A 25599-nucleotide genomic window follows, 5' to 3' on the forward strand; every position below is an offset into this window, starting at 1 on the left:
AATCCCGATAGCTATCGGAAGCAAAGAGTTACGCAAAGGTCGCAAAGTTTTTTTCACGCAGATTCTACAGATTCTAAAAATTATCTGCGCATATCTGCTTAAATCTTTTTAAAATCTGCGTGAAAAAAACTTTGCGGCTTTGCGCGATTAAATAAAAACTTTGCGGTAAAATTAACCACAACATAAACAAATATAAAATGAAACGATTTCTAAATATTACTATATTAATTTCCTGCTTGTGTTTGGAGACAGGCTGGAGTCAGGAAACACAAATAACGGAGGATTTTAAACCTTCAACTATTAATCAGGCGGAAAAACAATTCCCTCAGGTAAACTCGCAACGACGGGTACGTGCCAGTATTGCTGCTCCCAATGCAAATAAGGTTCAACTCGATATTGGCGGAGTGAAATACGATATGCGAAAAGATGCCAACGGAATATGGACAGGAGAATCGAATCCGCAGGACGAAGGATTTCATTATTATCAGTTAAATATTGATGGAGCTTCGGTTCCGGATCCGGGAAGTTTGTATTTCTACGGAGCAGGAAGATCAGGCAGCGGAATAGAAATTCCGGCGAGAGATCAGGAATTTTTTGCCTTGAAAGATGTACCTCACGGCTTAGTAAGTGAAAATGTTTACTTTTCAAAATTAACAAATTCTTTTAGACGCTGTTTTATTTATACGCCTCCAGGTTATAATGAAAACACAAAAACGCGTTATCCGGTTCTTTATTTACAACACGGAAGTTTTGAAGACGAATCAGGCTGGTCTTCTCAAGGCAGAGCAAATTTAATTTTAGATAATCTCATTGCTTCAAAACAGGCAAATCCCATGATTATTGTAATGGATAATGGCTACGCTTATAAACCGCAAAACAATGAATCTGCAGCTAAAAAAGAGCGTCCTGAATCTATTTTTGAAGACGTACTTATTACCGAAATTATTCCGATGATCGATGCTAAGTTTCGTACAATCAATAATCGTGAACATAGAGCTATCGCAGGTCTTTCTATGGGAGCCAATCAAACGATGCGAATTATGATGAACCATCTGGACACTTTTTCCTATTACGGAGGATTTAGCGGTACAGCTAATTATCCGGGTATTGATCCTATTGACGCTAATACTTTTTTAGAAGGAAAATATAAGGACGGAAATGCGCTTAATAAAAAAATCAAACTTTTCTGGCTGGGTTTAGGAACCAAAGAACCTGTTCCGTTTCCTAAATCAGTTGGTGCGTTTAAAAACATGTTGGATCAGCAGGGAATAAAATATGTCTCTTACGAATCGCCAGAAACGGCTCATGAATGGCTTACATGGCGCAGATGTTTGAATCAGTTTGCTTCTAAGTTATTCAAATAGGATTAGAATTATTGATGTAAAAATAAATTGTAGTTTACTACTAAGAGAATAAGAAATCAAAATATGAACAGACTTTTATTCATAGCAATACTTCTGGTTAATATAAAAGCTGCTTTTGGACAGACAGCAACTGACAGTATAAAAACGCATAAACTTTCTCCTGTAACCGTTGAAGGAAATCATATACCGCAAGATATTTTGCGGCTTGAACCTATTCAGGGAACTTATATTTTTTCCGGAAAAAAGACAGAAGTAATCGATATGTTACAAAAGAATGTTGCCCTGACTGAGAAATATGCCAGACAAATTTTTGCAAAAGTACCCGGCCTATTTGTTTATGATATGGACGGAACCGGTAATCAGGTGAATATTTCTACTCGCGGACTTGACCCGCACCGTGGTTGGGAATTTAATATTCGTAAAGACGGCATTATTACCAACTCTGATATGTATGGTTATCCTGCCAGTCATTACAATATTCCAATGGAAGCTGTTGAACGAATTGAATTAGTTCGGGGAACGGGCTCATTACAATATGGAGCACAGTTTGGCGGTATGCTCAACTACATTAGCAAACAGCCTGATACAACTAAGAAAATTACTTTTGAAACCATCAACACATTAGGTTCATACGGTTTGTTAAGTACTTTTAACAGTGTATCAGGCAAAATAGGTAAATTCAGATATTCTGCCTGGATAAACGGAAAATGGATAACAGGTTATCGGGAAAACAGCGATTCGAGTTTTGATGCTGAACAAGTCTCACTTTATTATGATGCTTCAAAAGATTTAACTTTCAAATTTGAGTGGACGCATTCTAATTATATTACACATATACCCGGACCTTTAACGGATAGTATGTTTCTTGCAGATCCTCAAATGTCAACACGTTCTAGAAATTATTATCAGCCAAATATCCACATTCCGTCTTTAACTGCGGATTGGAATGTTACTTCTTCAACAAAATTGCGCCTTACAACTTCGGCAGTTATTGGAGCAAGAAATAGTGTAATGTTTGACAGACCGGCTAATATTGCCGATACGATTGTTCCAGCGACGCTTCAGTATAACAATCGACAAGTAGATATTGACCATTTTAATAGTTATACTACAGAATTACGAATGCTTCAATCGTATAGACTTTTTAAACAGACAAGCGCACTTACAGCAGGTATTCAGTATATGAATAATGACTTGCACCGTCAGCAGCTAGGAAAAGGAACAACAGGAACTGATTTTGATTTATCGCTTGTAACTCCGGGTTGGGGAAGGGACCTTCATTATAAAACAAGCAACATCGCATTATTTGCCGAAAACCGATTTTTGTTGACTAGAAAATTTTCAATCAATCCCGGAATCAGAATGGAAATGGGTGAAACCAATATGGAGGGAACTACGATTTATTATTCTGATGCTGAATTGCCAAACAAAATCAAACATAATTTTCCATTATTTGGTGTAAGTACGCAATATGATGTAACAAACGACATTAATATTTATGGAGGCTGGTCGCAGGCATATCGTCCCGTTATTTTTAAAGATATTATTCCACAATCTATTTATGAAGCCAGCGACAAAAACCTCAAAGATGCTTATGGATATAATGCAGAAATTGGGTTTAGAGGAAAATGGAAATTTTTAAAATGGGATGCAACTGGTTTTTATCTGCAATATAATAACCGTTTAGGAACACTTGCAGAAACAGATGCGGCAAATAATCTGATAATTTTCAGAACTAATATTGGAGATTCCCGAACATCAGGGCTTGAATTTTTTTTGCAGGGAGATTTTTCATTGGGTAAAAAAACAAGCTTATCACTATTTACATCAACTTCTTACATGGATGCACGTTATCAGGATGCTGTCATAAGATCAGGCAACACGAACGTAGATGTTAGCGGAAATAAAGTAGAAAGCGTTCCGGCATGGATTTCACGAAACGGAATAACAATTCGATATTCAGTAGTAAGCTTTTCTGCGCTTTATAGTTATACTTCTGATAGTTTTGCTGATGCGCTAAATACCGTTACACCTTCTGCAAGTGGTGCGGTAGGTTTGGTTGATGCTTATTCGATTGTGGATTTAAACCTGGCAATCCGACTCACAGAAAACATAAGATTTCAGGTAAACCTAAACAATGCTTTTAACGAACATTATTTTACCAAACGACCACAATTTTATCCCGGGCCTGGTATTTGGCCGTCAGACGGAAGAACAGTTTCAGGTACATTGGCTATAAAAATTTGATAAAGTTATATCAGTAAAGCCTATCTGCAACTCTTTCTGAATTTCCATTAATAGATTTATATGAATCTAATTTGCCTGTTTGTTATCTGTGATTTATGTCATAAAGTACAGAGAAGGAAAAATTTAAAAAAAAAATTAACGGTAATTTCATTACTTGCCGCAAGACAAGTGCACAGTTTTTATTCGCTCTTTCTTTGTATAGTGGGCAATACCGGAAAATTATTTAGCGATGATTTGAGATCATTTATTTTAAGCTGTTCAGAAAACCCGAAATAACTTTATTAAAGTTATAAATTTTCAATTCCGTACACAGAAGTATCTTCTGATTCAGGTTGATTATTTTCAACAGGTTCATCCCAGTGCCCCCAATCTCCTTTATATGAAGTTCGGTATATTACATCACAATTATTTTCTCCGTATACTAAAACCTGATACGGACATTTTTCAAATTTTTCAGTAGCTTGATTATCTGCGTTTTTCATGATGGGAGCTTTTTAATTTGTGGAGGTAAAAGTACATCAATCGTAAAGGTTGTTTGTTATATCAGAATTCAGATTTGTTTCAAAATTCTCATGTTGCGTATCTAATAACGTTCATGTTATTAGATATTTAAATTTGGAATCGGAAAAGAAAAAATTGCCCTGGCCATTCCTAATTCTATTTCATAAAAATATCACCACTTCAACGTCCATTATATTAATAATAACATCGAAGTGGTGATTCTTATTTATTTTGACCAAATTATTTTAAAGCCATATAAAAACTATTGAGCATCCCAGGCTGCACTAGCATAATAAATAGAGCTTGTTACTGGAGCTTTCCAATATTCCTGACTACCGCCACGGAAGGTGTGAAGGCTTACTGCATTAACATTTCGCTTAGAGTCGTTAGTCACCCAACGAATTGTCTGATTTAATATCTCGGTACCATTTACATAATATTTCACGTACCCGTTAGTATTTGAGCCAGTATTTAACTTAACAGATATCTGACAGTTATAGGTTACACCTTCTTGAATATAGTATTTTTTGCCAAAATCATTACCAAATTGTCCCGGCTGATCTTTATAATACACATAAGGCTGTAGATAAGCTCCGCTGCCTTTTGCAGTGTCTGATCCATTTGGACAATACCACATAAATCTTGCACTACCTCCATTACCATCCCATCCCGGGTCGCCGCCAGTATTCTGGTCACCAATTAAGATACCATAGCCGCATTTACCGCCTCTGCCCCAATAAAATCCGGAATTAAATTTCATCTGGAACCAAACCGTGTAAATACCTGTTGACCAAACGCCATACGAGGTACACAACCCACCAGGGCATGATAGTGTATTTGTTTGCAATGTGATCGTTTTGGCTCCGGCACCGCCACCTGCAGCGGCAGCAGCAACGGCTGCATCTTTGTTAGTACTTTGCGACACGTTTTTGTTTGCGACTTGTGACGCATCTTTACTCGTGCTTTGTGTTACATTTAAATCTTGTTCCTTTTCACAGGAATTAAAGACTAATGCTGTAATAAACAGCAAACTTGCTAATTTTAATACTTTTTTCATTTTTTAAAGGTTTAAGGGTTAGTAAAATGATAAATCAATAGTTGGTAAAGAATAGATTAGTAATTACATCATTTAATACTGAAATAAAAGATTTTTCACAATCTTCAAAATCAATAGCAATGGTTACATAAATAAAAAACGGTTTGATTTTTTATGTTTTTATGTAATTGTCTTGAAATTAATATGCTACGTTTTACGCAATTAATAATTATGATGTAAAGTTGCTTAATAAGAATTTGAATAGGGAGTAATACTGTACGTTTTTAGGTACAAAAATATCCAGCGTCTATATTTTATGTGTATTTTTTGAATTTTAAAAGTAGGATTATTAAGAAAATACCAAGCAAAATATGGATTAAAGAAATTAAAATAAATTATTTAAAAAATAAAAAATCCTCTATATAAATAATATTTATATAGAGGATTTATAGAGATTTAGAATTTTCTAATTTTAGAGAGCGTAATTTCAAAAACAGATTATACCATCTAGTTCAGCGGTTCCGTACTTTTCATTCTCAAGCAATTTTCAGTTCCCAGATAAAGAGGATTTCCATGTTTTTCAGACCAAAAACCAGCTAACACATCTTTCGTTATGCATCGATAGACCGCAACACCTTTAAAAGTTTTATTGGCTTCTCCTTTATAGTTAAAATTGATGACCAAAATATTATCTTTAAAAAAGCCGTATCCTTTTTGTTCCTGTGTATTGTTAATAAGCCAGTGAGCGATAATTCGGTTGTTTTTATCCAGCGATAAACTCAAAACACCTTTATAATTTATTTCCTGATTCTCATCCTGATTACTTCCGGAAATTGAATAATTGCCAATTAAATCTTGTATTATCATTATTTTCCGATGCAAAAATTAACATCCAGTATTTACTGGTGTTTCCAAGCTTATATGGTACAAAAAAGGTACAAATTTGTACCATATATCACAAAATAAAACAAAGTATCCTTATTAAGATAACATAACTCATGGGAGTTGTTTCATGCAAAAATAGTAGATTTTTTTATGTTAATTATATTACTAACATAAAAAAAACTAAGTCATGTTAAGTCTTATATAAAAGTATGTATTACCATGACAATGGCTTAAATAAATTAGGTATAAATAGTCTGCTTTTGTGAAATCTTAAAGAGGTTTTAATTTGCAAGTATAAAAAGCCTTTCGATATGCAATAAAGAAGTGAAGTAGGATTTGTTTAAGCAGGTATAGTAAAGTCAAGTTTAAGAAAGTCTTTTATTGACCACACTGTTTTAGAGTTCATTCGCTCTTCACTGAGTATTCCGTAACAGTCAATTCCATTTTCTGTTGTAAAATCTTGAATCCTGTTCATGTGCAGGGTATATTTTTCAACGAATCTCTCATGTGCGGTGCCGTTTTGAAATAGGGGATTATATTGCTTTTTCAATCCTTCAAATCCGTATGAATTTAAGACCTCAAGTATATTTTCCTTCATTTGCTGGGCATCTTCATAAAGCCTTGAAAAATGCAAGATTTCGAATTTTAGAATCATGCAGGAAATCATGTTTTCCCTGTATTCCATCGTCTCGTATAATTGTGCCAGTTGATCAAGCGATCCGCATTGTTTCTTCAGCATGTAGACCATCTCTTCATTTATAGGCTGCAGCAAATCAAAATTTCTTCCCTTCCAGCATGCTAGGTAGTGGGTGTGAAATGCTTTTTCGTAATTCCATTTTATAGATGTCAGTGTCAGGTTTCCTACGCCTATATGATGACCACATTTACTGGCATATTCGACAATAGCATCAAGCCGTTCCAGAAATTTTTTTTCGAGTTCCAGCCATTCCAAATAAGCCCTGCTTTGGAATGGTTCTTCTACACGGCCAATAAAATAGGTAAAATTCATTACCAAGTCATGGTAGAGAATAATAGATTCGGCATCGACAATCTTATTATAGGCTACGGTACGTATTATTGCGCTTTTTTCATTTTCTATAATTCTCGTCATAGAGTCGTAAAACTTTATGATGGAGACATCAGGTCCGGTCCTGTTTGCTGATAGTTCTTCAAAGGCCCTTTCGATTTGGAAAAATGATCCCGATTCCTCTATACTATTTATTTTGGTCATTTCCAGATCATACTGCTCCTTGGTTATCATATCCAGTAGGTATCTAGCACTCAAGATGGTGTGCGCAATTATAGCCTGTCCCTGACTGTCAAATTCTTTTGAATACTTCTTTGCATCATTAAGCAATTCCAGGGCCTTGTAAAGATTTCCTCGTTGAAAATACGCAATTCCGCAGAAAAGATAAAAGCGCGGGGTAGCATTGTTGCGAGGCCAGCTTCTCTTTTCTATTTCTATGATGGTATTAAAATAATGCTTGTTTACAAGATCGGCACCAAATTGATCAATAAATTCAATGTTTTCCGATACGCTATGGACCATATTATCAGCATCAATGACTAGTCCATGGGAACTTTCTTTGGCATCAGAGAATTTAAGGTTGTGGTTGATGCGTTTAAGGATTTCACCCTTGGCATAGGTTTCATTATAGATTTCAATAACTGACTGATGGTCAAGTTTTTTGGAGAAATAAAGCTTGTGTTTTTCTTTTTTAGACCATTCTGGTTTTTTTTTCTCCAATTCTTTAACAAAATTATTTACATTTTCGTAGTAGAAAGATTGCGTCGGATGGTGATAAAAGACATAGTAAGCCGGCATCCCATTGTTAAGAAGATAATTAATATTTGAAGAGAAGATCTGAATGCCATAGCTTCCATCAGCTGTCACCTCGATTGTATTGGTTGCCTTCAACTGCACCGCAAATCTGTAATTGGTGTATCCCCATCCGCCGGAGACCAATTCTTTTTTTAACTCGATATGAAAATCAATTCCTTTATCTCTGTCTGTTTCGGCTCTAATTTCAAATTTTTCAACTGGAAATAACGACCTGAAAAGATTACCGGAAATTGTTTCAAGATTTTCATTGATATTTACCCTTGGCAGGTCTGAATCCTCAAAATTATTATACATCATCGCAACTGGATTTATATCGTAAAGTTAGATAAAATGCAAGATATTTTTGCAAACTATAAAATACTTGACGCCTAGGATTTCTTGATTCAGTTGTATTAATGAAAAGAACACGTACAATCTGAAGTTGATACTAGATTTCTGAACTTTTTTTAAATACCATTTTGGACTTCAGAATAAGTTTTTACTCGACCGGATTTAATCCATTTCATTAACTCATGTCTGTAAAAATAAATGCGCTTACCTTGTTTATTAAACGGAATTTCCCTCTTACATACTTTACTATAGATTGTTGAGACCGATAGACTTATAAGTTTTGATGTTTCTTGAATGTTTAGTAGTTCATCTTGATTTTCTCCGGTAGGGGAGATTCGTTCAATCATTTTTTCCAAATGCTCTAATTTATCATAAAGCTTTTTCATCATTATTGGTATCTGGTCAAAAGTAAATGGTTTCATGATAATTTGTTATTTAAATCTTATGTAAAAGTATGTATTGCCATGACAATTGTTTAAATAAATTAGGTATAAATACGTACTTGTATATGTCTTTTAATCGATATATTTGAAATTACTTGTTATATACTTAAAATACGGTTTTCCATAAATAAAAAATAAATTAAAAGGTAATATTTGTCTTAGTGGAAAAGCTTTTAAATACTGTTTTATTAACAAGTTAAACAAAGAACTTATTGCCTTTTTTAAGACATCAAGTTTAAATCAGCATATCTACTTTTGTTAAAATATACATTATTAATTTATTATCTTTAATTTTATAAATATAAACAACCATTTAATGACTTTTCGTTTTATTGATTCATTGCAATTACAAATAGATATTGATTTAAATGTTCTAAAAAGGCAAACCCAAAGATATTCTTCACTATTATATCAACATGAAGGCACATTGTATGCTGACCAAAACAGAATCGGTAATCAAGATAATGTCGACTCAAAATTAAATACATTCTTTAGTAAGGCAAAAGAATTGAATGTTGATTTAGCTATTACTCCTGAATATTCGTGCCCTTGGAATGTGATTAAGGGTATTGTGAGTAATCAAGATAATTGGCCTAGTGCTGGAAAGCTATGGGCAATATGTTGTGAATCAATACAGCCAGCAGATCTTATTAAGTTTAAGACTGATTTCGATAGCGAAAATGTAAACGTTTTTTATAGTAATCATTTTGAACATTCATCCAATTCTTTTATAGATCCGCTTATTTATGTTTTTAGAGCGATTAAAAATGGTATTGAGATTTTGCAACTTCTAATTCAATACAAAACTATGCATATGGGTGTTCACAGTGGTGGTGCTATTGAACGTGATAATATAATTCATGGAGATGAAATCTATATATTACGCAATAACAATCAACCCACAATATATTTGATGAGTGTAATTTGCTCTGAAGCAATGAATTTTCCTCAATATATCCAGGGTCCTGTTATGGTAGATATAGAATGGGAAGACAAACCCTACTTAATATTAAATCCACAATTAAATCCCGACGCCGCTCATCTTAATTTTAGAGCTTTCAGACAATTTGTACTACTACAAAATGATAAAGAAATCATATCTGTTAACTGGAATAATAACTCAAAAATATTTACTGCAAATATGATGAGGGAAAACTGTTCGCGAAGCGCTATCTATCTTAAAACTAATCATATTGATGATGAAAGTAGGATAATCCAAAATCATAAAAAAGGGATGTATTATTTTTTTGGTAAACAGGACAAACACTTTTTTCTATTAAGCAGCTCCCCACATTGTTTTTATATTAAAAATTTACCTGTTAAAATTTCCTCTGCTGTAGATGCCCAGATTCGTAGAGATGGTCCAGAAATAATAAAAACATATTTTTTCAATGAGGAATATAACAACCTTGAAGAGAATGATTTTATTGATGATGGACATATTCAATTTATAAAGGAAATAGAATGCAATAATACTTTTTTATTAGATGAAAATGCTTCGGTTTTAAATAAGGAAAGAATAGTTTGCCTTAGTACAGGAGAGGTCGATGCATCTAAAAAACAAAATTGGTATAAAGCAGAAAATTTGTTAACTGTAATAATGGATATTGGTGATGAAAAAAACAAAAGATTTACAGTTGGAAGAAGTCAAATTAATTTTAGTGAAAAAACTAAATTTATTGATGCTATTAATGCTTTACAGGAAATTTTAAATGATGAACAAAATTATCCAAACAGCATTACAGATTTAAAAAATATAGGAATCGCTGTTGGATTTTCAGCAAATTCACATCAAAATAATTTTAAACAAAACATAGTAACAAATGCAGGTGAACTAAAAAATGCAACTGTCGTCTATATTGGTTCCTCTAATGAGGCAAAAATTGAAAAAACATTCGTGGAAATAAGGAATCTTTTTGACTTAAATGACAATGATCGAAATCGTGTTGTAGTATATTATAAACGTGGAAATACATTTCATCCGAAATTTACTAACATGGGTACAAGCTTTACAGACAGTGATACATATAATGATGTTTCTTTTAAAAGATAAAAGTTTATGAATAAGGTTAATATATTAGCAACAGCCAATAACATTTTTAGTCAAATTGAGTCTATTGATGAGAATCTTTATAGAGCTGAATTAAAATTTGACAGCAAAAAACCCGCCGGTATTTTCTATTTGGATTTTAGTGATGGAATTAAGACTAATAACATTGATGAATACCAAAAATCAATATTGGCGAAGGATTATTTTGAAAATTCTGGAAGTCTACAATGGAACTATTATTTAATTCTTTTACAAGATGAGATTGACAAAAATCAAAGAGAACTTATAGAACAAAATGATCAGTATGCGAGAAAATTTGTTTTTAATGAAAATGAGTTTAATGATTATTTTAAATTGGAAGATTCTGAAGATTCTGTTAATGAAAATATTGTAGTTGACTGGAAAAAAAACCTAGATAATGCTGATCTCCATGAAGTATATTCAGAAAATCCTGTCTCTCAATCATTGAATCGTTTTTATGAAAACAATACAATAAAAAAGAAAGAAAAAATCTCAGTTATACATGAAGATGCATTAAAAATTCAAAGTATCAGTAGTATCCAACTTCATGAAAATTATCGGAAATTTCCATTGACAAGAGACTTTAATTTTGGGAGAGTTAATCTAATAACAGGAATTAACGGCTCTGGTAAAACTTCATTATTCGAGGCAATAGAATATATGGTTTGCGGTCGAGTTAAAACCAACCCTTCAGAGGAAATTGATAATAATTCTATAGAAATATTTTACAATAACAATATTGTTAAAGAAGTATACAAAAAAAATCAAAGCCCTTTATTTAGGAAACGTGATTTAGATTGGTATTCAAATAACTATTCGAGAGATAACACACTTTACGAGTCATTTAATAGATATAATTATTTTAATTCTGATGCAGCTTATAATTTTGCAAATAGCACAGACGATTTCGAAATTCGTGACGCTCTTTTTAATTTAGTCCTTGGATCAGAATACAATTTTATTGTTGATAGAGCAGAAAAATTCAATACAAATATTAAAACAGAATATAATAGGTTAGATAAAGATATAGAGACAAATAAGCGAATCATCGAAGAAGCTAATAGTATTATTGATTCTCCTGCATTTAACAAAAATGTCACCATAATTATTGAAAATATTACAAGTCATCTTAAGAGTTTACATGTAAAGCAAACTTTTGAAAATGTTGAAGGTGATTATATATTAATAGAAACTGTAAATAATCAAATTAAAAGTTTGCTTGAAAATTTCATACAATTTGGAGAAAGAAATTTGTCAAAGAATTATATATTAAGTAATATCGAAAAGATTGAGTTACAAGAAGCTTTGATTAATTTTTACAAAATTGAAGATGAAAAAATAAACAGTGAAATTTTAAGATTAGAAACAAAAATTGCACCGACCCTTCAGAAACAAATAGACGTATTACAAAATAGTAATAAATATTTTCTTAATGAACATTTATTTCAAATTGAAGGAATTAAAAGCAGGTTAGACCATATAACATTACAACTTAACAATATTGAAAAGATTAAAAACTTAAATACTATTATTTCTTTTTCTCCTAACGACTTGAAGTTTAAAGTGTCTGAATTCATTGAGATTAAAAACAAATCTTTAAATGAGATTGAAAAAGAAATATTAGAAAATGATAAAGCAATAAACACTGCTTTAGAAACATTAGATAAGTATACTAAAATAATTACTGAAATAAAGTTTCTAGGTCATGAATTTTTAGACATAGAAAATCATCCAGATAATTGCCCTTTATGTCAAACTCATTTCGAATCTAAGGAATTAGTAAACAGATTGAAGAAAATACCCGAGAATAAGCAAAATAATTCAGCAACTGCAGACGACTCCTTAACCTTAAAAAAAATTAGACTAACTGAGAATTTAAATCGTATAAAAAAAGATATTTCGGATATAATAGCATTTGAATTATTAAGTAAAAGCGTTTTAGAAGATACAATTTTTGAAACGCAAACTTTAGAAATGATAATTGCTAATTTAAAGCAAGAGTGTGAAAAAGAATTCAATTTGAAATCAAAAGCAAATGAATTAGAACAAACAATTTCAATCATGTTAGAAACTGAAACATCTGAATCGGAATTTACAAGGACCAAATATTTATTTACGGAATATTTTCCAGATTTAGAATTTGCTTTCAACAATAAAGTTAAATTTCAAGAATTAAAATTGAAACTTGAAACTGATTTTAATGAAATTCAAAATGATATTGAAAAGCTAAAATCCAAACATCAAACAACTTTCAATGAATTATTGCAAAAGCTTACATTTAAAGAAGACACTGCCCCTACATTACCTGTTCTTGAAAAAAGAACCAACGAATTAAAACTAAAATGGAATGCAGTGATTAATTTACTTGAGGAATTAGAAGATATTATTGAAATCAGTGAAGATCGCCCTTTAAGTTTTTTAGAGAAAATGACAACTATGTTAGGACATACTTTAGAGACTCTTAAACGTGAATTAAAGCAACAATTTGAGATTGATGCAGCAAAGGAAAGAAAAATTAAAGCTGAAACTTTCATTAATGAAAACTCACAAAAATTTAAGCGTTTAAAAACAGCTAAAATTACTCTGGCAAAGTTGACACCTGAAAATGCCGGTAAAGAGATTGAAGATTTCTTCTCAAAAAATATTCATGAAATTGTAGATATTTTTAAATCTATACATTCACCCCAAGAATTTAAAAATTTGAAATTTGAAAAAAAAGAATTGCTATTAATAGATTTAGATGATAAGGCTAGAAAAATTTGTGAAATAAGTACAGGACAAAGGTCCGCATTAGCTCTTTCAATCTTTTTAAGTCTTAATAGAAAATTGAAAAATGGACCTCAAATAGTTATGTTTGATGATCCAGTTGCATTTATTGATGATCTGAATGCTATATCTTTTTTAGACTTTTTAAGAAACTTTGTTTTAAAGGAAAATAGACAAATCTTTTTTGCCTCAGCTAATACTAAACTTTCTTCTTTGTTTAGGAAAAAATTTGAATTTTTAGATGAAGATTTTAAATCTTGGGAATTTAATAGAAATAGAATCCCATTATAAATTTGAGTTTCATAATGATCTTAAATACTATTACATTGCTAAGTTAATTCTTAGGTAGAATAGAATATCCGTGATTTACTTATTTAAAATTTTATATGTACGATTTACATTTGTTAGGTTGGTATGGGTTTCAGGAGTTATCTAACTCAATAATAAGAGAAATTTTAGGACAAACTGCAATGTCATACTTACCATCAAATGATGGAGGGCGTGATGGAAGCTATTATGGCAAATGGCGGAAAACAGAAACTGAATCTTTTGAGGGCAATTTTGTGATACAATGTAAGTTCACATCTAAACAGAATTCGAATCTGAAAATATCAGATCTAAAAGAAGAATTACCAAAAGTAGAATTACTCGTAAAAAAAGGTATTTGTGATATCTATATAATTATGACAAATGCTGGTATTTCGGGTAGAACTGGCGAGGAAATCCATAAGCTATTTAAATCAGTCGGCATAAAACATGTAATTATTTTTGGTTCGACTTGGATTTGCTCGCAAATTAAAGAAAATTCGAGATTGCGTAAGATGGTACCGAGAGTATATGGTTTAGGAGATTTGACACAAATTTTAGATGAACGAGTATATCGACAAGGCGCTGCACTGTTAGAATCACTAAAGAATGATTTATCAAAAGTGGTGATTACTGGTGCTTACAACAAAGCCGCAAATGCTTTGGAAGAACATGGATTCGTCTTATTGATTGGAGAACCTGCTGCAGGTAAAACAACAATTGCTTCACTACTCGCTATGGGGGCATTAGACCAATGGAAAGCAATGACCTTAAAACTTAGCACTGCAGACCAAGTGATAAAGCATTGGAATCCTGATGAACCAGGACAGTTTTTTTGGATTGATGATGCGTTTGGCGTTACACAGTATGAATCTCCATTAAGTAATCGTTGGAATCATGTAATGCCTCAAATAAAAGCCATACTCAATAAGGGTGCGAAAATTGTTATGACTTCACGGGATTATATTTATAATTCAGCAAGAAAAGATTTAAAAGGAGGAGCATTTCCGTTGCTTAACGAAAGTCAGGTTGTTATTGACATTCATGATCTTATGATTAATGAAAAAAGACAAATGCTTTACAATCACTTGAAATTAGGTAAACAACCGAAGTCATTCATTAGCAAAATTAAACCACATTTGGAATATATCGCGAATTTAGAAAGTTTCATCCCGGAAACAGCAAGACGTCTAGCTGATCCATTCTTTACAAATAATTTATATATCACTGAATATTCCTTGAAGGAATTTGTAGATAAACAGGAAAGTTTTTTAGTTGATGTTATAAAAGGATTGGATGCTGATAGCCAAGCGGCTTTAGGACTAATTTATATGAATAATGATAAATTAAAGTCGCCATTGAATCTAGAAAATATAGAGCATGAATCGATTAGTAAATTAGGTAGTTCAGTTAATGGATGCTTTTTGGCTTTGGAAGCAATGAATGGCAATATGGTTCAAAAAGCCAGTGTAGATGATGAATTAATATGGAAATTCAGGCACCCTACAATTGGTGATGCTTTCGCAAAATTTGTTGTGACTACTTCTGAGTTACTTACAATTTACATTCAAGGCAGTGAAGTGGATAAATTACTTGAACAGATTACTTGCGGTGATGTTAAATTAAATAAAGCAGTTATTATTCCAAAATCTTTATTTTCGCTCATTCTTGAACGATTAAAGGATTATAATTTGTCCAATAAATATAAAACAGAATACATTTCAACTTGGGTTGCTGAAAGAAATTTACTTGATTTCCTAAGTAGAAGATGTTCATTAAATTTTTTAAAATTATATATAAATGAGAATCCGTCAATTTTTGACAAAATTTCTGATCCAAATTTACTATCGTACAGATCAGCAGAACTTGATTTGGCACATGTCTTATTTGGGGCAAATCTTTTACCTGAAAATTATCGCTTAGATATTATCGCTAAAATTTCAAAATTTGCCTTGAATGGTGAAAATTTAAAAGTATTAGAATTAGAAGAAATACAAGATTTTTTTACCGAAGCTGAACTTGTCGATCTTAAAGACAAAATAAAAACTGAGTTAATTCCATTAATTCCAAGGTTAAAGGAAAGTTGGAAATCGAAATTTAGAGAAGATGAAGATCCAGAATATCATATGATGTCCTTGAAGGAAAATCTGCAAATTATTGAAACTGAATTTGAACAGGTAGATGATATTGTAAAATTAATTGAAAATGAAATTTCGGAAATTGACATTTGGGTTGAGGAAAATACTAAAGAAGAGAGAGCGATGCCGAAGCGAAAAAGTTTGAGTACAAGCAATAATGAACAAAACAAAGAAGTAAAAGAGAGAAGTATTTTTGATGATATTGATAAGTAGATAAAACGGAATTAATCTGATTTTAGAAATCCTTTGGTTTAATATAAAGTTTCTTTCCAATAAAACTATCAAAATACTCACTTCCAAAATCATCCTTTACGATTGCAATATCTAATATACCATCACGCTTAATAATACCTTTATCAAACATGGACATTTTATTATGATTCGAGATATTATAATGATACATAATTTCATTAATATGAAATATATAAGTGGTATTTCCATTATCTTTAAGTCTTCTTGGTTCAATAATTGATTTAGTAGGTCTAGTTCCATTAGTTTCAGCCTTTACTAAAATAACTTCAAATGAATCTTCTGGACCTGGATCATTCATTAAAATCATTTTTCGTAATCGCTCAGAATATTTTGATCCTAGATTAATCTCTCGAAAAAAAGGATGTTTAGAAATATGTGACTTCCAAAGAATGGATAAAAAAAATAATTTTATTTTTGAGTAATCTAAATTTTTGAAACGAATATAGGGTACGTGCAAAGGGTCTCCAACAAAGGTTTCCATTTCCACACTACTGTGATTTCCGTATATTGCATTACTGGCATATTGTTCAAGTTTTCCGATTACTTCGTTATCACACTTGGCACATAAAATATCTTTGTCTTTATATCCAGTTTGATGGAAAGTGGCATCGCTAAAGTCATTTAGATTTATGCTTACAATCTTGTGCTTTTCATCAAAAAGCCCCTTATATAGAAAGTTTGGTATGATGTGCGAGTTTTTAAGCAAAATCTTATCTTCATGACAAAGTTTACAAATCATAATATTATTATTTAAATGCTTAAACTAGAAAATCAAATTCAAAAAAACATCAATTAATTATTGAATCTCATTTTCTATCATTTCTATTTACAAATAGTTTTTAAGAAGGTCTTTTATTTCATCATAAGTTTCTGTAAAGCAAATAGTTTTTTCCGTTGCTATGTCAACACTTGACTTTGTTGAATTTTCAAAATAGCGTAAATTAATTGATATTGGATTATTAACAATAGAAATATCAAGCATTACATTGCATCGAATTGTAAATAAATCAAAAAGTAGATTAGGTAATTCACTCGTATGAGATTTTATTTGTGTTTCGCCATTCATATTATCAAATCCAAATTTATTTTCAAAAGTAAATTTATATTCAAGTAGTTTAATAGCTCCTTCATGATCCAGTTCTTTATTTAATTTTAGGTCTTTATTCAACCAAAAACCTCTTCTTAAAATGTTTACCGGTACGGATAAATCATCAATTTCAGTTGTCGTTATAAGTGTTATCGGAGGTATATCTGTTTGAATATTACTTAAAATTTCTTCTTTAGTTTCCTCATTTACCATTAAAACTTTTAGACCTAGCACTTCAAGCTTTTTCTCTATAAATTGGATTTTTGAAATATCGGTATCTGATGGAAATCCCCATAATAAATTTTTATCATTATGAGTAAGCGCAACCCAGTCATGATCGAGTATTTTTCTAATTCGCATCATTTCTGAATTAGTAATATTCTTAACAGCTCTAAATTCATATTGTCGCATAACGTCTAATTGATTTAGCTGTATTTGCTGATATTGATAAGTTTCAGCAGGATTTAATGACTGTTCGAACAGATGAATTATCTCAATTCCATTTTCATCAATCCAAATTGATTTTTCAGAATAATCATTTGCTTTTATCTTAAAATTAGAGCCCTCTAAACCACAATATATTAATTCGGGCAAAAGTTTTGAATTTGAATTTATAAAAGTTCTTACTGAATCAAGTTCAATCTGTCTCGGTTCACTTATGTCATGTAAAAATATAAACGCTTTTCCTTGGCTAATAGTAATATGCCACCACTCTTCATCACTATTAAGGCTTGGCATTTCGTTAAAAAAATGCTTAACAATATTTTCTTTAACTTCTGTTGGGATATATTGAGTAATATTTCCTGGAACTTCTACCTCAACTGAAAGCGAAAATAAAGGATGGTTCCAAAACTCTTCATTTTTTATCGGGATATTTAATTTTAAATGCCAATCTGAAGCAAATTGAAACCATTTCTTAATTTTTAGATTAATTCCATTTGATAAGTTTGCTAAATACTCATTTTCTTTTGCTGTTACAGTTATAAGATTTCTTTTTATCAAAGATTCAATTATTAAATCAAGTCCCTCACCTTTAGCGTCATTTTTAAAAGGCATTTGTATAAGAGAGATGTTAAATTTGAAATTTCTTAAACCATGTGCTTGACCCATTCCGCTAAACCATTTATTTAAAATATCTTGGTTATTTTTGATTTTTTCCCAAATTTTATAACCATTCCAATAATCAACATCTAATAAGTCATCCGGATTAGGCCACCCACGAAGGTATTCTTTGTCAGTTACATAATTTTTAGCTTGTGGACTAAGATCTCCATTGGTTACGAAAATAGCTTGTATGCAATTTTTCCTTAAACAGGCTGAAACAATTCTGTCAAGTTCATCACCACTATATTTACCGTCTATTCTCTCTTTATGCTTACATTGAGTCAAACATCTTTTACCTAATGGATTAATTGTTAAAATATCTTGTTTTTCATCACCAGGACCATCAGTCATATCGATTACTGTATGCCCTTCAACTTTTGTTAATATATCAATTACAAATTCTGGGAAGTCTGAAAATTTCACCTGAGAAAGGTATTGGTATATTGCCTCTTTTGTTGGGGAAATTGTAATTAAATCAAGATCTGAATTTATTTTATAATAATGTTGCTGAGTTGTCCCTCCAACTATTGATGTAGCCATATTGAATTATATTTATGATGATTTATCCAACCATTTTAGTATTTTCTAAAAGTTTAGGATGGGTTGAATTTATTAAAAAACAATGATATCTTTTCCGTCTTCCATAAAATTGAAACGTTGAACAAGTAGTTCTTTCATAGCAGTAGTATCTGGTGTAAATGAATGAAATTCCAAACCATAAGAAGGTAGTACCGTAGCGGTATTAATATCTTCAAGATATCGTTCCATTTTGTCTTTACTAAAAGCTTCAGTAGGAATTTCAATATACCAGTCTTTTTCTGGTTTAGAAGAGTAGTTAAAAAAAGTATTTCTGTAGTCCTCGGAAGCATCCATATTTGTTTCAATAATGCCTAGCTGTTCAAGTTTATATCGGATAATGAGGTTTCCAAATGCTAAGTAAATTTGCCAATCCAACCAATCAGTACGTAAATCATAAATAATTTGCATAAAACCAGGATTTTTTTTCATTATTTCCAATGTCATAGAAAATGGTTCTATGTAATTTACTCTTCTCTGTATGATTTCCAAGCTTTTTTCTTTAGAATATGTTGGTGAAAGTGAACGATTCCATGGAAGAAAATCATTGAATTTAAGCTTAAAGTTCGTTAGTAAAGATTCATTATTGTATTTATTCCTCGGAAATTTTATGAAATCATCTTCACTTATGTAATTATTGTATAATTTCTGATATGTTTGCCCAAAAGTAACAGATGTAAGTAGTCCATCAGATAATTTTTTAGCAAGCAATGGCTTCATTTCAATATCCGGAAGTAGGCTAATTCCTCGAAGTATACTTGCGATAATTGCTACATAGTTGATTTGATATCTATCTATTACTTTAATATCACTACCACTATAACTTGGCATTTGGATATTCCAAATGTTTTCTTTGTTTGAAGGTTGCTGTTTATAAACTGGTGATGAATCTTTCGCAATCGACAGATTAATTGTCACTATAGCTTTTGTCAAAAAAAGTTCTGAATCTGACAATTCTACTAAAAACACTTGTAGCATAGAAACAAATTGTTCAGCAACTGCATTTATTGCGTATGTATTTTCAAATTTGATGTTCCAATCTGAACCATAAATATTGAATTTTATAGTTCTAATTTGACCAATATCATTAAATGGTAATCCTAACAGTTCTTCACTTAAGCTTTGCTCAACTTTCTCGTTAGGAAAAAGATCTTTTTGAGCTTTAATCATTTCGTAAGCCTCATCAATCATCTTTAACATAATCCCAATTTCCTAGTTTTGTTTCTATTAAATTAGAAACCGATAATCCAAATTTTTGTGAAAAATATTTTATCAACGCTGGATAATATACTGCAGTCGATTTTGAAGTATCTTCATAAATATTAAAATCTTTTTCAATCATATGATAAGAGCTCAATGATAAGTGCATAAAATCCAAATAGTGAAGCCACGATCCTGAAATGTAGGCTGAATCGGCTGCTCTATTCATTGCTCTTGGAAATAAGTCCATTACATCGCTATTATCTCCATAAGCTATTGCCATATCAGCTGAAATAAGACTATAGTATTTACTAGCATATTCCATTTCCAGTTGTGAATAACAATCTGCAAGCAACATAGCTGTCAATATAACACCACGAGTTGTCTCATTTGTAAACCATTTGATTTTTAATTGGTGTAATAGACTAATGGCCATGATGACCTTATTAGCTTTCATGTAAATTAATGCTCTATCTCTAATACTTTCTCCTATTGAAAGCTCACTTTTTCTTTTCGCAAGATGGAAATCTAATTTTTTTATAAATTCTTCAATTTTTTGAGTTTCTCCTCCAAATTCGAGGAGAATTTCAAGATAATCCAAAGTTCTTTTTGCTAATCTTTCCAAAGGGTAAAAAGGAGCATTATTCAGCTTTGGAAGTATTTCTTCTAATTTAGTAACATATCCAGTTATATTAAAGGGGGACTTATTTTGTAGATCACCGTCATTATTGAGCAAGATATTAGCTTGAATTTCCATATAAGAACATCTCTTACTCCCGCTAATATTACCTTTAAGCTCAAGCTCTATTGCTAGTATAAGCTTTTCTTTAAAAGACTTAATTTCATCGTCAGACAATAATGACCCAATCACCAATTTTGAATTTTTCACAAACGTCCACAATATTTGAGCATCATCAAGTGCAGCCGGACTATTATATTCAGGGATATCACTAAAATAATCCCTGATAATATCTTCTAATCCTCCTATATCATTTTGCCCCATTAGTTTGGCTATAAATTTTTCATATATAGCCTTTCTTTTAAGATCACGAGGTACGACGACGTTACTTAAAAATGTCTCAAGTTTAGACAACCAAAAAGGCAGATCTACTTTAAGTATTTCATCTTTATATATATGCCTTATTGCTGATTTTATCTCGTTAAATTCTTCAAAAGTATTTTTGACATCCCTATTCTTATATTCAAGCAATGAAAGCTGATACCAATTTTCTTCGGTTTTTCTCGGGAAAAAATCGTTAGGAATATTAAGGTATTGGGTCGCGATCCAAAATAAATCAGGATCTGAAAGATGTTCAGAAATTGCCTGCGCATCTATTATCTCTAATTCAACTCCATATTTTGTTTTTATTTCTTCTTGCTTTTTGTGTCGACTCCCGACGCTTATATCTTCTCCACTAAAAAAATAAATCCGTTCTACTAAAGTTCCGGACCCCATAATAGTTATTATATCAGCATCTATTTTTCCGTTTTTACGCAATGGATTTTTTTCAAGTGAGCAGGGAAAGGCAATTGGATTAGGTGCATATCCAATAGAACATGTTTCGTTAATTTTGCTGCCTGAAAGATATGAATGAAAAGTTTCAAAATCTCTACCTTGATCGCCATACGATTGAACTGGACCTGTTGCAGGGATAACATTATGGGCAATTCTTGCCCTTGCAAAAAATCTACAAATATGCTCAAATGCTAATGTACTATTAGTTGCTTTTAATTGTTCTATACCGAACCTTATTTGTTGGATTAATTCTGCCTTTGTCATTTAACTCTTATGATAAGTGTTAAATGTACTAAAATTATTATTGCTTGCCAGCTTCCTTTAGTATTAAGTAGTTCTTACTAAAATAACAATTTGGCATTTAAAGAACATTCACTTTAGTTGATTAAATATGATTAATTTACGTTTACGTTATTACTTCATAAATGCCTCAATATCCTTTTTAGCAACATAAGTAAACTTTCCCAGCGAAAATTTACTTATATTATTGCGTTTTATAATATTGTATAAAGCCCCACTTGAAATATTAAATTTCTTTTGTATTTCAGTGATAGTGTAACAGTCTTTAATTTCAGCCTGTTTTCTTTGTTCTGTTGGTCGTAAAACTATTTCAAAGCCAATTTGTGGCTTTTCAAATAAAACATTGATATCACATCGTCTGATTAAGGTTTTCCTTTCTGAAAAGTTATGGGCATTTATTCTTTTGGTATTGATCAAACGATAGACAGTTTTAACTGAAAAACCTAAAAGCAAAGCAAGTTGTTTTACAGTTAAAAATTCTTTGTTTTTAAGGTCAATAAGCGGCTGATTTTTTATTTTGATCGTTTGGAGGTTTGAGTTTTCAATTTTCTGATTTCTTAACCTTCGCTTATAATCTTTGCTTGCACATTTTAAGGAACAATATTTTGTTGTGGTTTTCTTTGCAAGGAACTCAGAACCACAAAATTCACATATTCTATATACTGAAATATTCGAGCTCATTTCCAATTTTATTAGTTGGAATTATATTGTTGTACAGTAGTTAACTAAGAACGGAATGAAGTTAAGAATGCTTAAGTAACACGTTTTGATTGAGAGAGAAATTATTACAAGTATACTTTTTAATTATCCCGACTAAATATTTAATTACTCCAGTAAATATAAGGCTTTCAATTCCAATAATTATGTTTCTTGGTTTATTTAAGTAGTTTAAAAAATTGCTAATTTCTGTGAAAGAAATTAGCAAACCAGTATTTACAACAACTCATAGGTTTTAAATAAAGCGCGGTACTATTTTGAACCAAATAAAACAAAACAAAACAAAGTAAAATGGTCAGTTTACCTATAAATTTGATGATTTTAAGTAGATTTAAGAGGATTTAAGTGTCGTTATTTGCCCCAAGAAAGCACAAAATTCAATTTTTGTGTTCTGAGGTACAATTCCGGTACAAAAAGTGGGTTTTTAAGTAAAAAAGTAGAATTTTTAGCTTTAAATTTAACATAAAATTAAGTAAATATGTTAAAATTATGTTAATTATTTGCCGATACAGAAATTAGCAAAAATATTCCCCAACAATTCATCATTAGAAACCTGGCCCGTAATCAATCCAAATTGGTATAAAGCTTCGCGAATGTCAAGCGCAATCAGGTCACTTGAAAGATTAGTTTCAAGACCAAATTTTACTTTTGTAATTTCGTCCAAAGCTTTAAGTAATGAATCATAATGTCTTGTGTTTGTTACGATAGTTTCATTATTACGAAGAGCTCCGGTATTTACAAAAGAAAGTAATTCATTCTTTAATTCGTCAACACCAATTTTTTCTTTAGCAGAAACTTTTAAGAGTTTTAGGTTTAAAGTTTCAAGTTTTTGATTGATGTTTTCAATTTCATTTTGACTTAATAAATCAACTTTATTTACAACTACCAATATAGGTTTAAGCGGATATTTATTTTTAACTTTTTCAATTTCTACAATATAGTCAGAACCTGAAACCTGAAACCTAAAACCGTCAAACAAGAAGATAACCACTTGCGCCTGTTCTATTTTTTCGAAAGTTTTTTTAATTCCGATGCTTTCTACAACATCTTTAGTTTCGCGTATTCCGGCAGTATCAATAAATCTAAAACCAATTCCGCCAATTACCAATTCATCTTCAATAGTATCTCTTGTAGTTCCGGCAATGTCAGATACAATGGCGCGTTCTTCATTTAATAAAGCATTTAAAAGAGTAGATTTTCCCACATTTGGCTCACCGACAATCGCAACCGGAATTCCGTTCTTGATCACGTTTCCAACAGCAAAAGAGTCAATTAAACGTTTTAAAACAAACTCAATTCGGTTTAATAATTCATAAAACTGAGTTCTGTCGGCAAATTCTACATCTTCTTCGGCAAAATCCAATTCCAATTCAATTAAAGAAGCAAAATTCAAAAGTTCTTCACGTAATTTGGCAATTTCATTACTAAATCCGCCACGCATTTGCTGCATCGCAATTTGGTGCGAAGCTTCATTATCAGATGAAATCAAATCGGCAACAGCCTCTGCCTGAGATAAATCAAGTTTTCCGTTTAAGAAAGCTCTTAAAGTAAATTCACCGGCATCTGCCATTCTGCAGCCTTTTCTCAATAATAACTGAATAATCTGCTGCTGAATATAAGTTGATCCGTGACACGAAATTTCGATTGTATTTTCGCCTGTATAAGAATTTGGTCCTTTAAAAACAGAAACCAAAACTTCATCAAGCGTTTTTGTATCATCGACAATATGACCCAAATGCAGCGTATGCGTTTTTTGTTTGGTTAAGTCTTTGTTTTTGATGGATTTAAAAACCGAATTTCCGATAGCAATCGCTTCAGAACCCGAAATTCGAATTATAGCAATAGCTCCGGCTCCGGATGGAGTCGCCAATGCAACTATAGAATCTTGATGTATCATGCTGCAAAGGTATAAAAAAACGCATAAAGTTATGAAGCAGAAGTCAAGTTGAAAATGAGTTTTTTTGATGTTTGATAGTTCTTTATTAAGAAATTATTAAATGTTAAATTACTGATAATTATCAGGTAGTTTTGTTTTTAGAATGATTAAATTTGAGAGAATAACTTTATAATCTGACACAAAATGAAAAAAATATTATTTCCCACTGATTTTTCTGAAGCCGCCACAAATGCCTTTGTTCATGCTTTAGAATTTGCAAAGATTGTCAATGCCGAACTTATTTTGCTGCATACTTTTGAGCTTCCAGTTTATGATAGTCAGTTTTTTCCGGAAAATTACGCCTCAATTTATAGTTCGATTGAATTCGCAAAATTTGATATGTTTAAAGATGAAATTCCAAAACTAAGAACCATTGCAATGGAACGTAATTTAGAAGATATTGACATAAAACACCGTTTAATGGATGGTGATTTAATTTATAATTTAAAAAATGCCGTAGAAGAAGATCATATCGATTTTGTGATTATGGGAACAACAGGCACTTCTGACTGGACAAAATTCTTTTTGGGATCAAACACCAATTCAGTAATCTCAGAAGTAAAAGTTCCTGTTTTATGTATTCCGGTATCCGCCAAATTTAAAAAAATAAAAACCATCGGATTCACAACGCGTTACCGTGAAAAAGATAAAAATGAACTTAGAAAAGTATTGAATATTGCAAAAAAAACCAATGCAAAAGTAAAAAGTTTGTATGTTAAGGCTTCAGGTTCAGATGTTTCTGATGCAACCATCAAAGAATGGGAAAATGAATTTGCCAATGATAATGTAGAGTTTCTAGTATTGCCAAGTGATGAGGTTAAAGAAACCATTCTTGATTTTATACTTTATAAAGAAATTGATATTCTGACTACTATAACCCATAAAAAATCATTTTTTGAAAGTATTTTCGAATCCAGCTTTAGTCAAAAAATAACCAAAGAAGTTTCTGTACCGGTTTTGGTTATGCATGAAACTTAAAAT

17 protein-coding genes are annotated in these 25599 nt (G+C 31.4%); 6 read left to right on the forward strand and 11 right to left on the reverse strand.

The annotated features are described in order from the left end of the window. Positions 1–197 precede the first annotated feature (197 nt). Together ACZ0AH_RS11090 and ACZ0AH_RS11095 are read left to right on the forward strand one after the other, a co-directional pair. Positions 198–1364 (forward strand): alpha/beta hydrolase-fold protein, encoded by a 1167-nt coding sequence (locus ACZ0AH_RS11090; RefSeq protein ID WP_463475867.1) that lies wholly within the window; start codon positions 198–200, stop codon positions 1362–1364. A gap of 63 nt (positions 1365–1427) precedes the next feature. Then, positions 1428–3611, forward strand: a complete 2184-nt coding sequence (locus ACZ0AH_RS11095; RefSeq protein WP_463475868.1) for a TonB-dependent receptor family protein — start codon at positions 1428–1430, stop codon at positions 3609–3611. Positions 3612–3898: 287 nt separating this feature from the next. Here ACZ0AH_RS11095 and ACZ0AH_RS11100 read toward each other — a convergent pair whose 3' ends face one another. From ACZ0AH_RS11100 to ACZ0AH_RS11120, 5 genes are all read right to left on the reverse strand, one after another. Further along, positions 3899–4093: a hypothetical protein gene (locus ACZ0AH_RS11100; RefSeq protein ID WP_463475869.1), complete on the reverse strand. Its 195-nt coding sequence runs from the start codon at positions 4091–4093 to the stop codon at positions 3899–3901. 281 nt (positions 4094–4374) lie between these two features. Continuing rightward, positions 4375–5169: a polysaccharide lyase gene (locus ACZ0AH_RS11105; protein ID WP_463475870.1), complete on the reverse strand. Its 795-nt coding sequence runs from the start codon at positions 5167–5169 to the stop codon at positions 4375–4377. A gap of 486 nt (positions 5170–5655) precedes the next feature. Beyond that, on the reverse strand, positions 5656–6015 hold the full coding sequence (locus ACZ0AH_RS11110; protein ID WP_463475871.1) for a hypothetical protein: 360 nt from the start codon (positions 6013–6015) through the stop codon (positions 5656–5658). 358 nt (positions 6016–6373) lie between these two features. Continuing rightward, positions 6374–8173: a DUF4365 domain-containing protein gene (locus tag ACZ0AH_RS11115; RefSeq protein WP_463475872.1), complete on the reverse strand. Its 1800-nt coding sequence runs from the start codon at positions 8171–8173 to the stop codon at positions 6374–6376. A 149-nt stretch (positions 8174–8322) separates the two neighbouring features. Further along, entirely contained in the window at positions 8323–8628 is a 306-nt protein-coding gene (locus ACZ0AH_RS11120; protein WP_463475873.1) for a helix-turn-helix domain-containing protein, read from the reverse strand. Positions 8629–8965: 337 nt separating this feature from the next. Here ACZ0AH_RS11120 and ACZ0AH_RS11125 point away from each other — a divergent pair, with 337 nt between their 5' ends. The 3 genes from ACZ0AH_RS11125 to ACZ0AH_RS11135 all read left to right on the forward strand — a co-directional run bounded on the left by ACZ0AH_RS11125 (position 8966) and on the right by ACZ0AH_RS11135 (position 16143). After that, positions 8966–10702, forward strand: a complete 1737-nt coding sequence (locus ACZ0AH_RS11125) for a hypothetical protein (protein WP_463475874.1) — start codon at positions 8966–8968, stop codon at positions 10700–10702. A gap of 6 nt (positions 10703–10708) precedes the next feature. Beyond that, a complete protein-coding gene (locus tag ACZ0AH_RS11130; RefSeq protein WP_463475875.1) occupies positions 10709–13777 on the forward strand; it encodes a hypothetical protein in 3069 nt (1022 codons plus the stop codon). Positions 13778–13872: 95 nt separating this feature from the next. Beyond that, on the forward strand, positions 13873–16143 hold the full coding sequence (locus ACZ0AH_RS11135; protein WP_463475876.1) for an nSTAND3 domain-containing NTPase: 2271 nt from the start codon (positions 13873–13875) through the stop codon (positions 16141–16143). 22 nt (positions 16144–16165) lie between these two features. Here ACZ0AH_RS11135 and ACZ0AH_RS11140 read toward each other — a convergent pair whose 3' ends face one another. The 6 genes from ACZ0AH_RS11140 to mnmE form a co-directional block, all read right to left on the reverse strand. Beyond that, positions 16166–16921, reverse strand: a complete 756-nt coding sequence (locus ACZ0AH_RS11140) for a hypothetical protein (RefSeq protein WP_463475877.1) — start codon at positions 16919–16921, stop codon at positions 16166–16168. Positions 16922–17008: 87 nt separating this feature from the next. Continuing rightward, positions 17009–18913, reverse strand: a complete 1905-nt coding sequence (locus tag ACZ0AH_RS11145) for a restriction endonuclease (RefSeq protein WP_463475878.1) — start codon at positions 18911–18913, stop codon at positions 17009–17011. A 72-nt stretch (positions 18914–18985) separates the two neighbouring features. Continuing rightward, positions 18986–20149 (reverse strand): hypothetical protein, encoded by a 1164-nt coding sequence (locus ACZ0AH_RS11150; RefSeq protein ID WP_463475879.1) that lies wholly within the window; start codon positions 20147–20149, stop codon positions 18986–18988. Then, positions 20133–21929 carry a hypothetical protein gene (locus ACZ0AH_RS11155; RefSeq protein ID WP_463475880.1) on the reverse strand — a complete coding sequence of 599 codons (1797 nt, stop codon included), beginning with the start codon at positions 21927–21929 and terminating at the stop codon, positions 20133–20135. Before ACZ0AH_RS11155 ends, ACZ0AH_RS11150 begins: the two co-directional genes overlap by 17 nt. A gap of 150 nt (positions 21930–22079) precedes the next feature. Further along, the gene (locus tag ACZ0AH_RS11160; protein ID WP_463475881.1) at positions 22080–22646 is read right to left on the reverse strand and encodes a helix-turn-helix domain-containing protein; all 567 of its coding nucleotides are present in this window, start codon (positions 22644–22646) and stop codon (positions 22080–22082) included. Positions 22647–23178: 532 nt separating this feature from the next. Beyond that, complete coding sequence (mnmE, locus tag ACZ0AH_RS11165) at positions 23179–24579, reverse strand: tRNA uridine-5-carboxymethylaminomethyl(34) synthesis GTPase MnmE (protein WP_463475882.1); 1401 nt, start codon at positions 24577–24579, stop codon at positions 23179–23181. Between the two features lie 183 nt (positions 24580–24762). On the opposite strand from mnmE, the gene ACZ0AH_RS11170 reads away from it, so the two are divergent. Further along, positions 24763–25596: a universal stress protein gene (locus ACZ0AH_RS11170; protein ID WP_463475883.1), complete on the forward strand. Its 834-nt coding sequence runs from the start codon at positions 24763–24765 to the stop codon at positions 25594–25596. Positions 25597–25599 lie beyond the last annotated feature (3 nt).

The sequence above is a fragment of the Flavobacterium sp. AC105 genome (assembly GCF_979258495.1).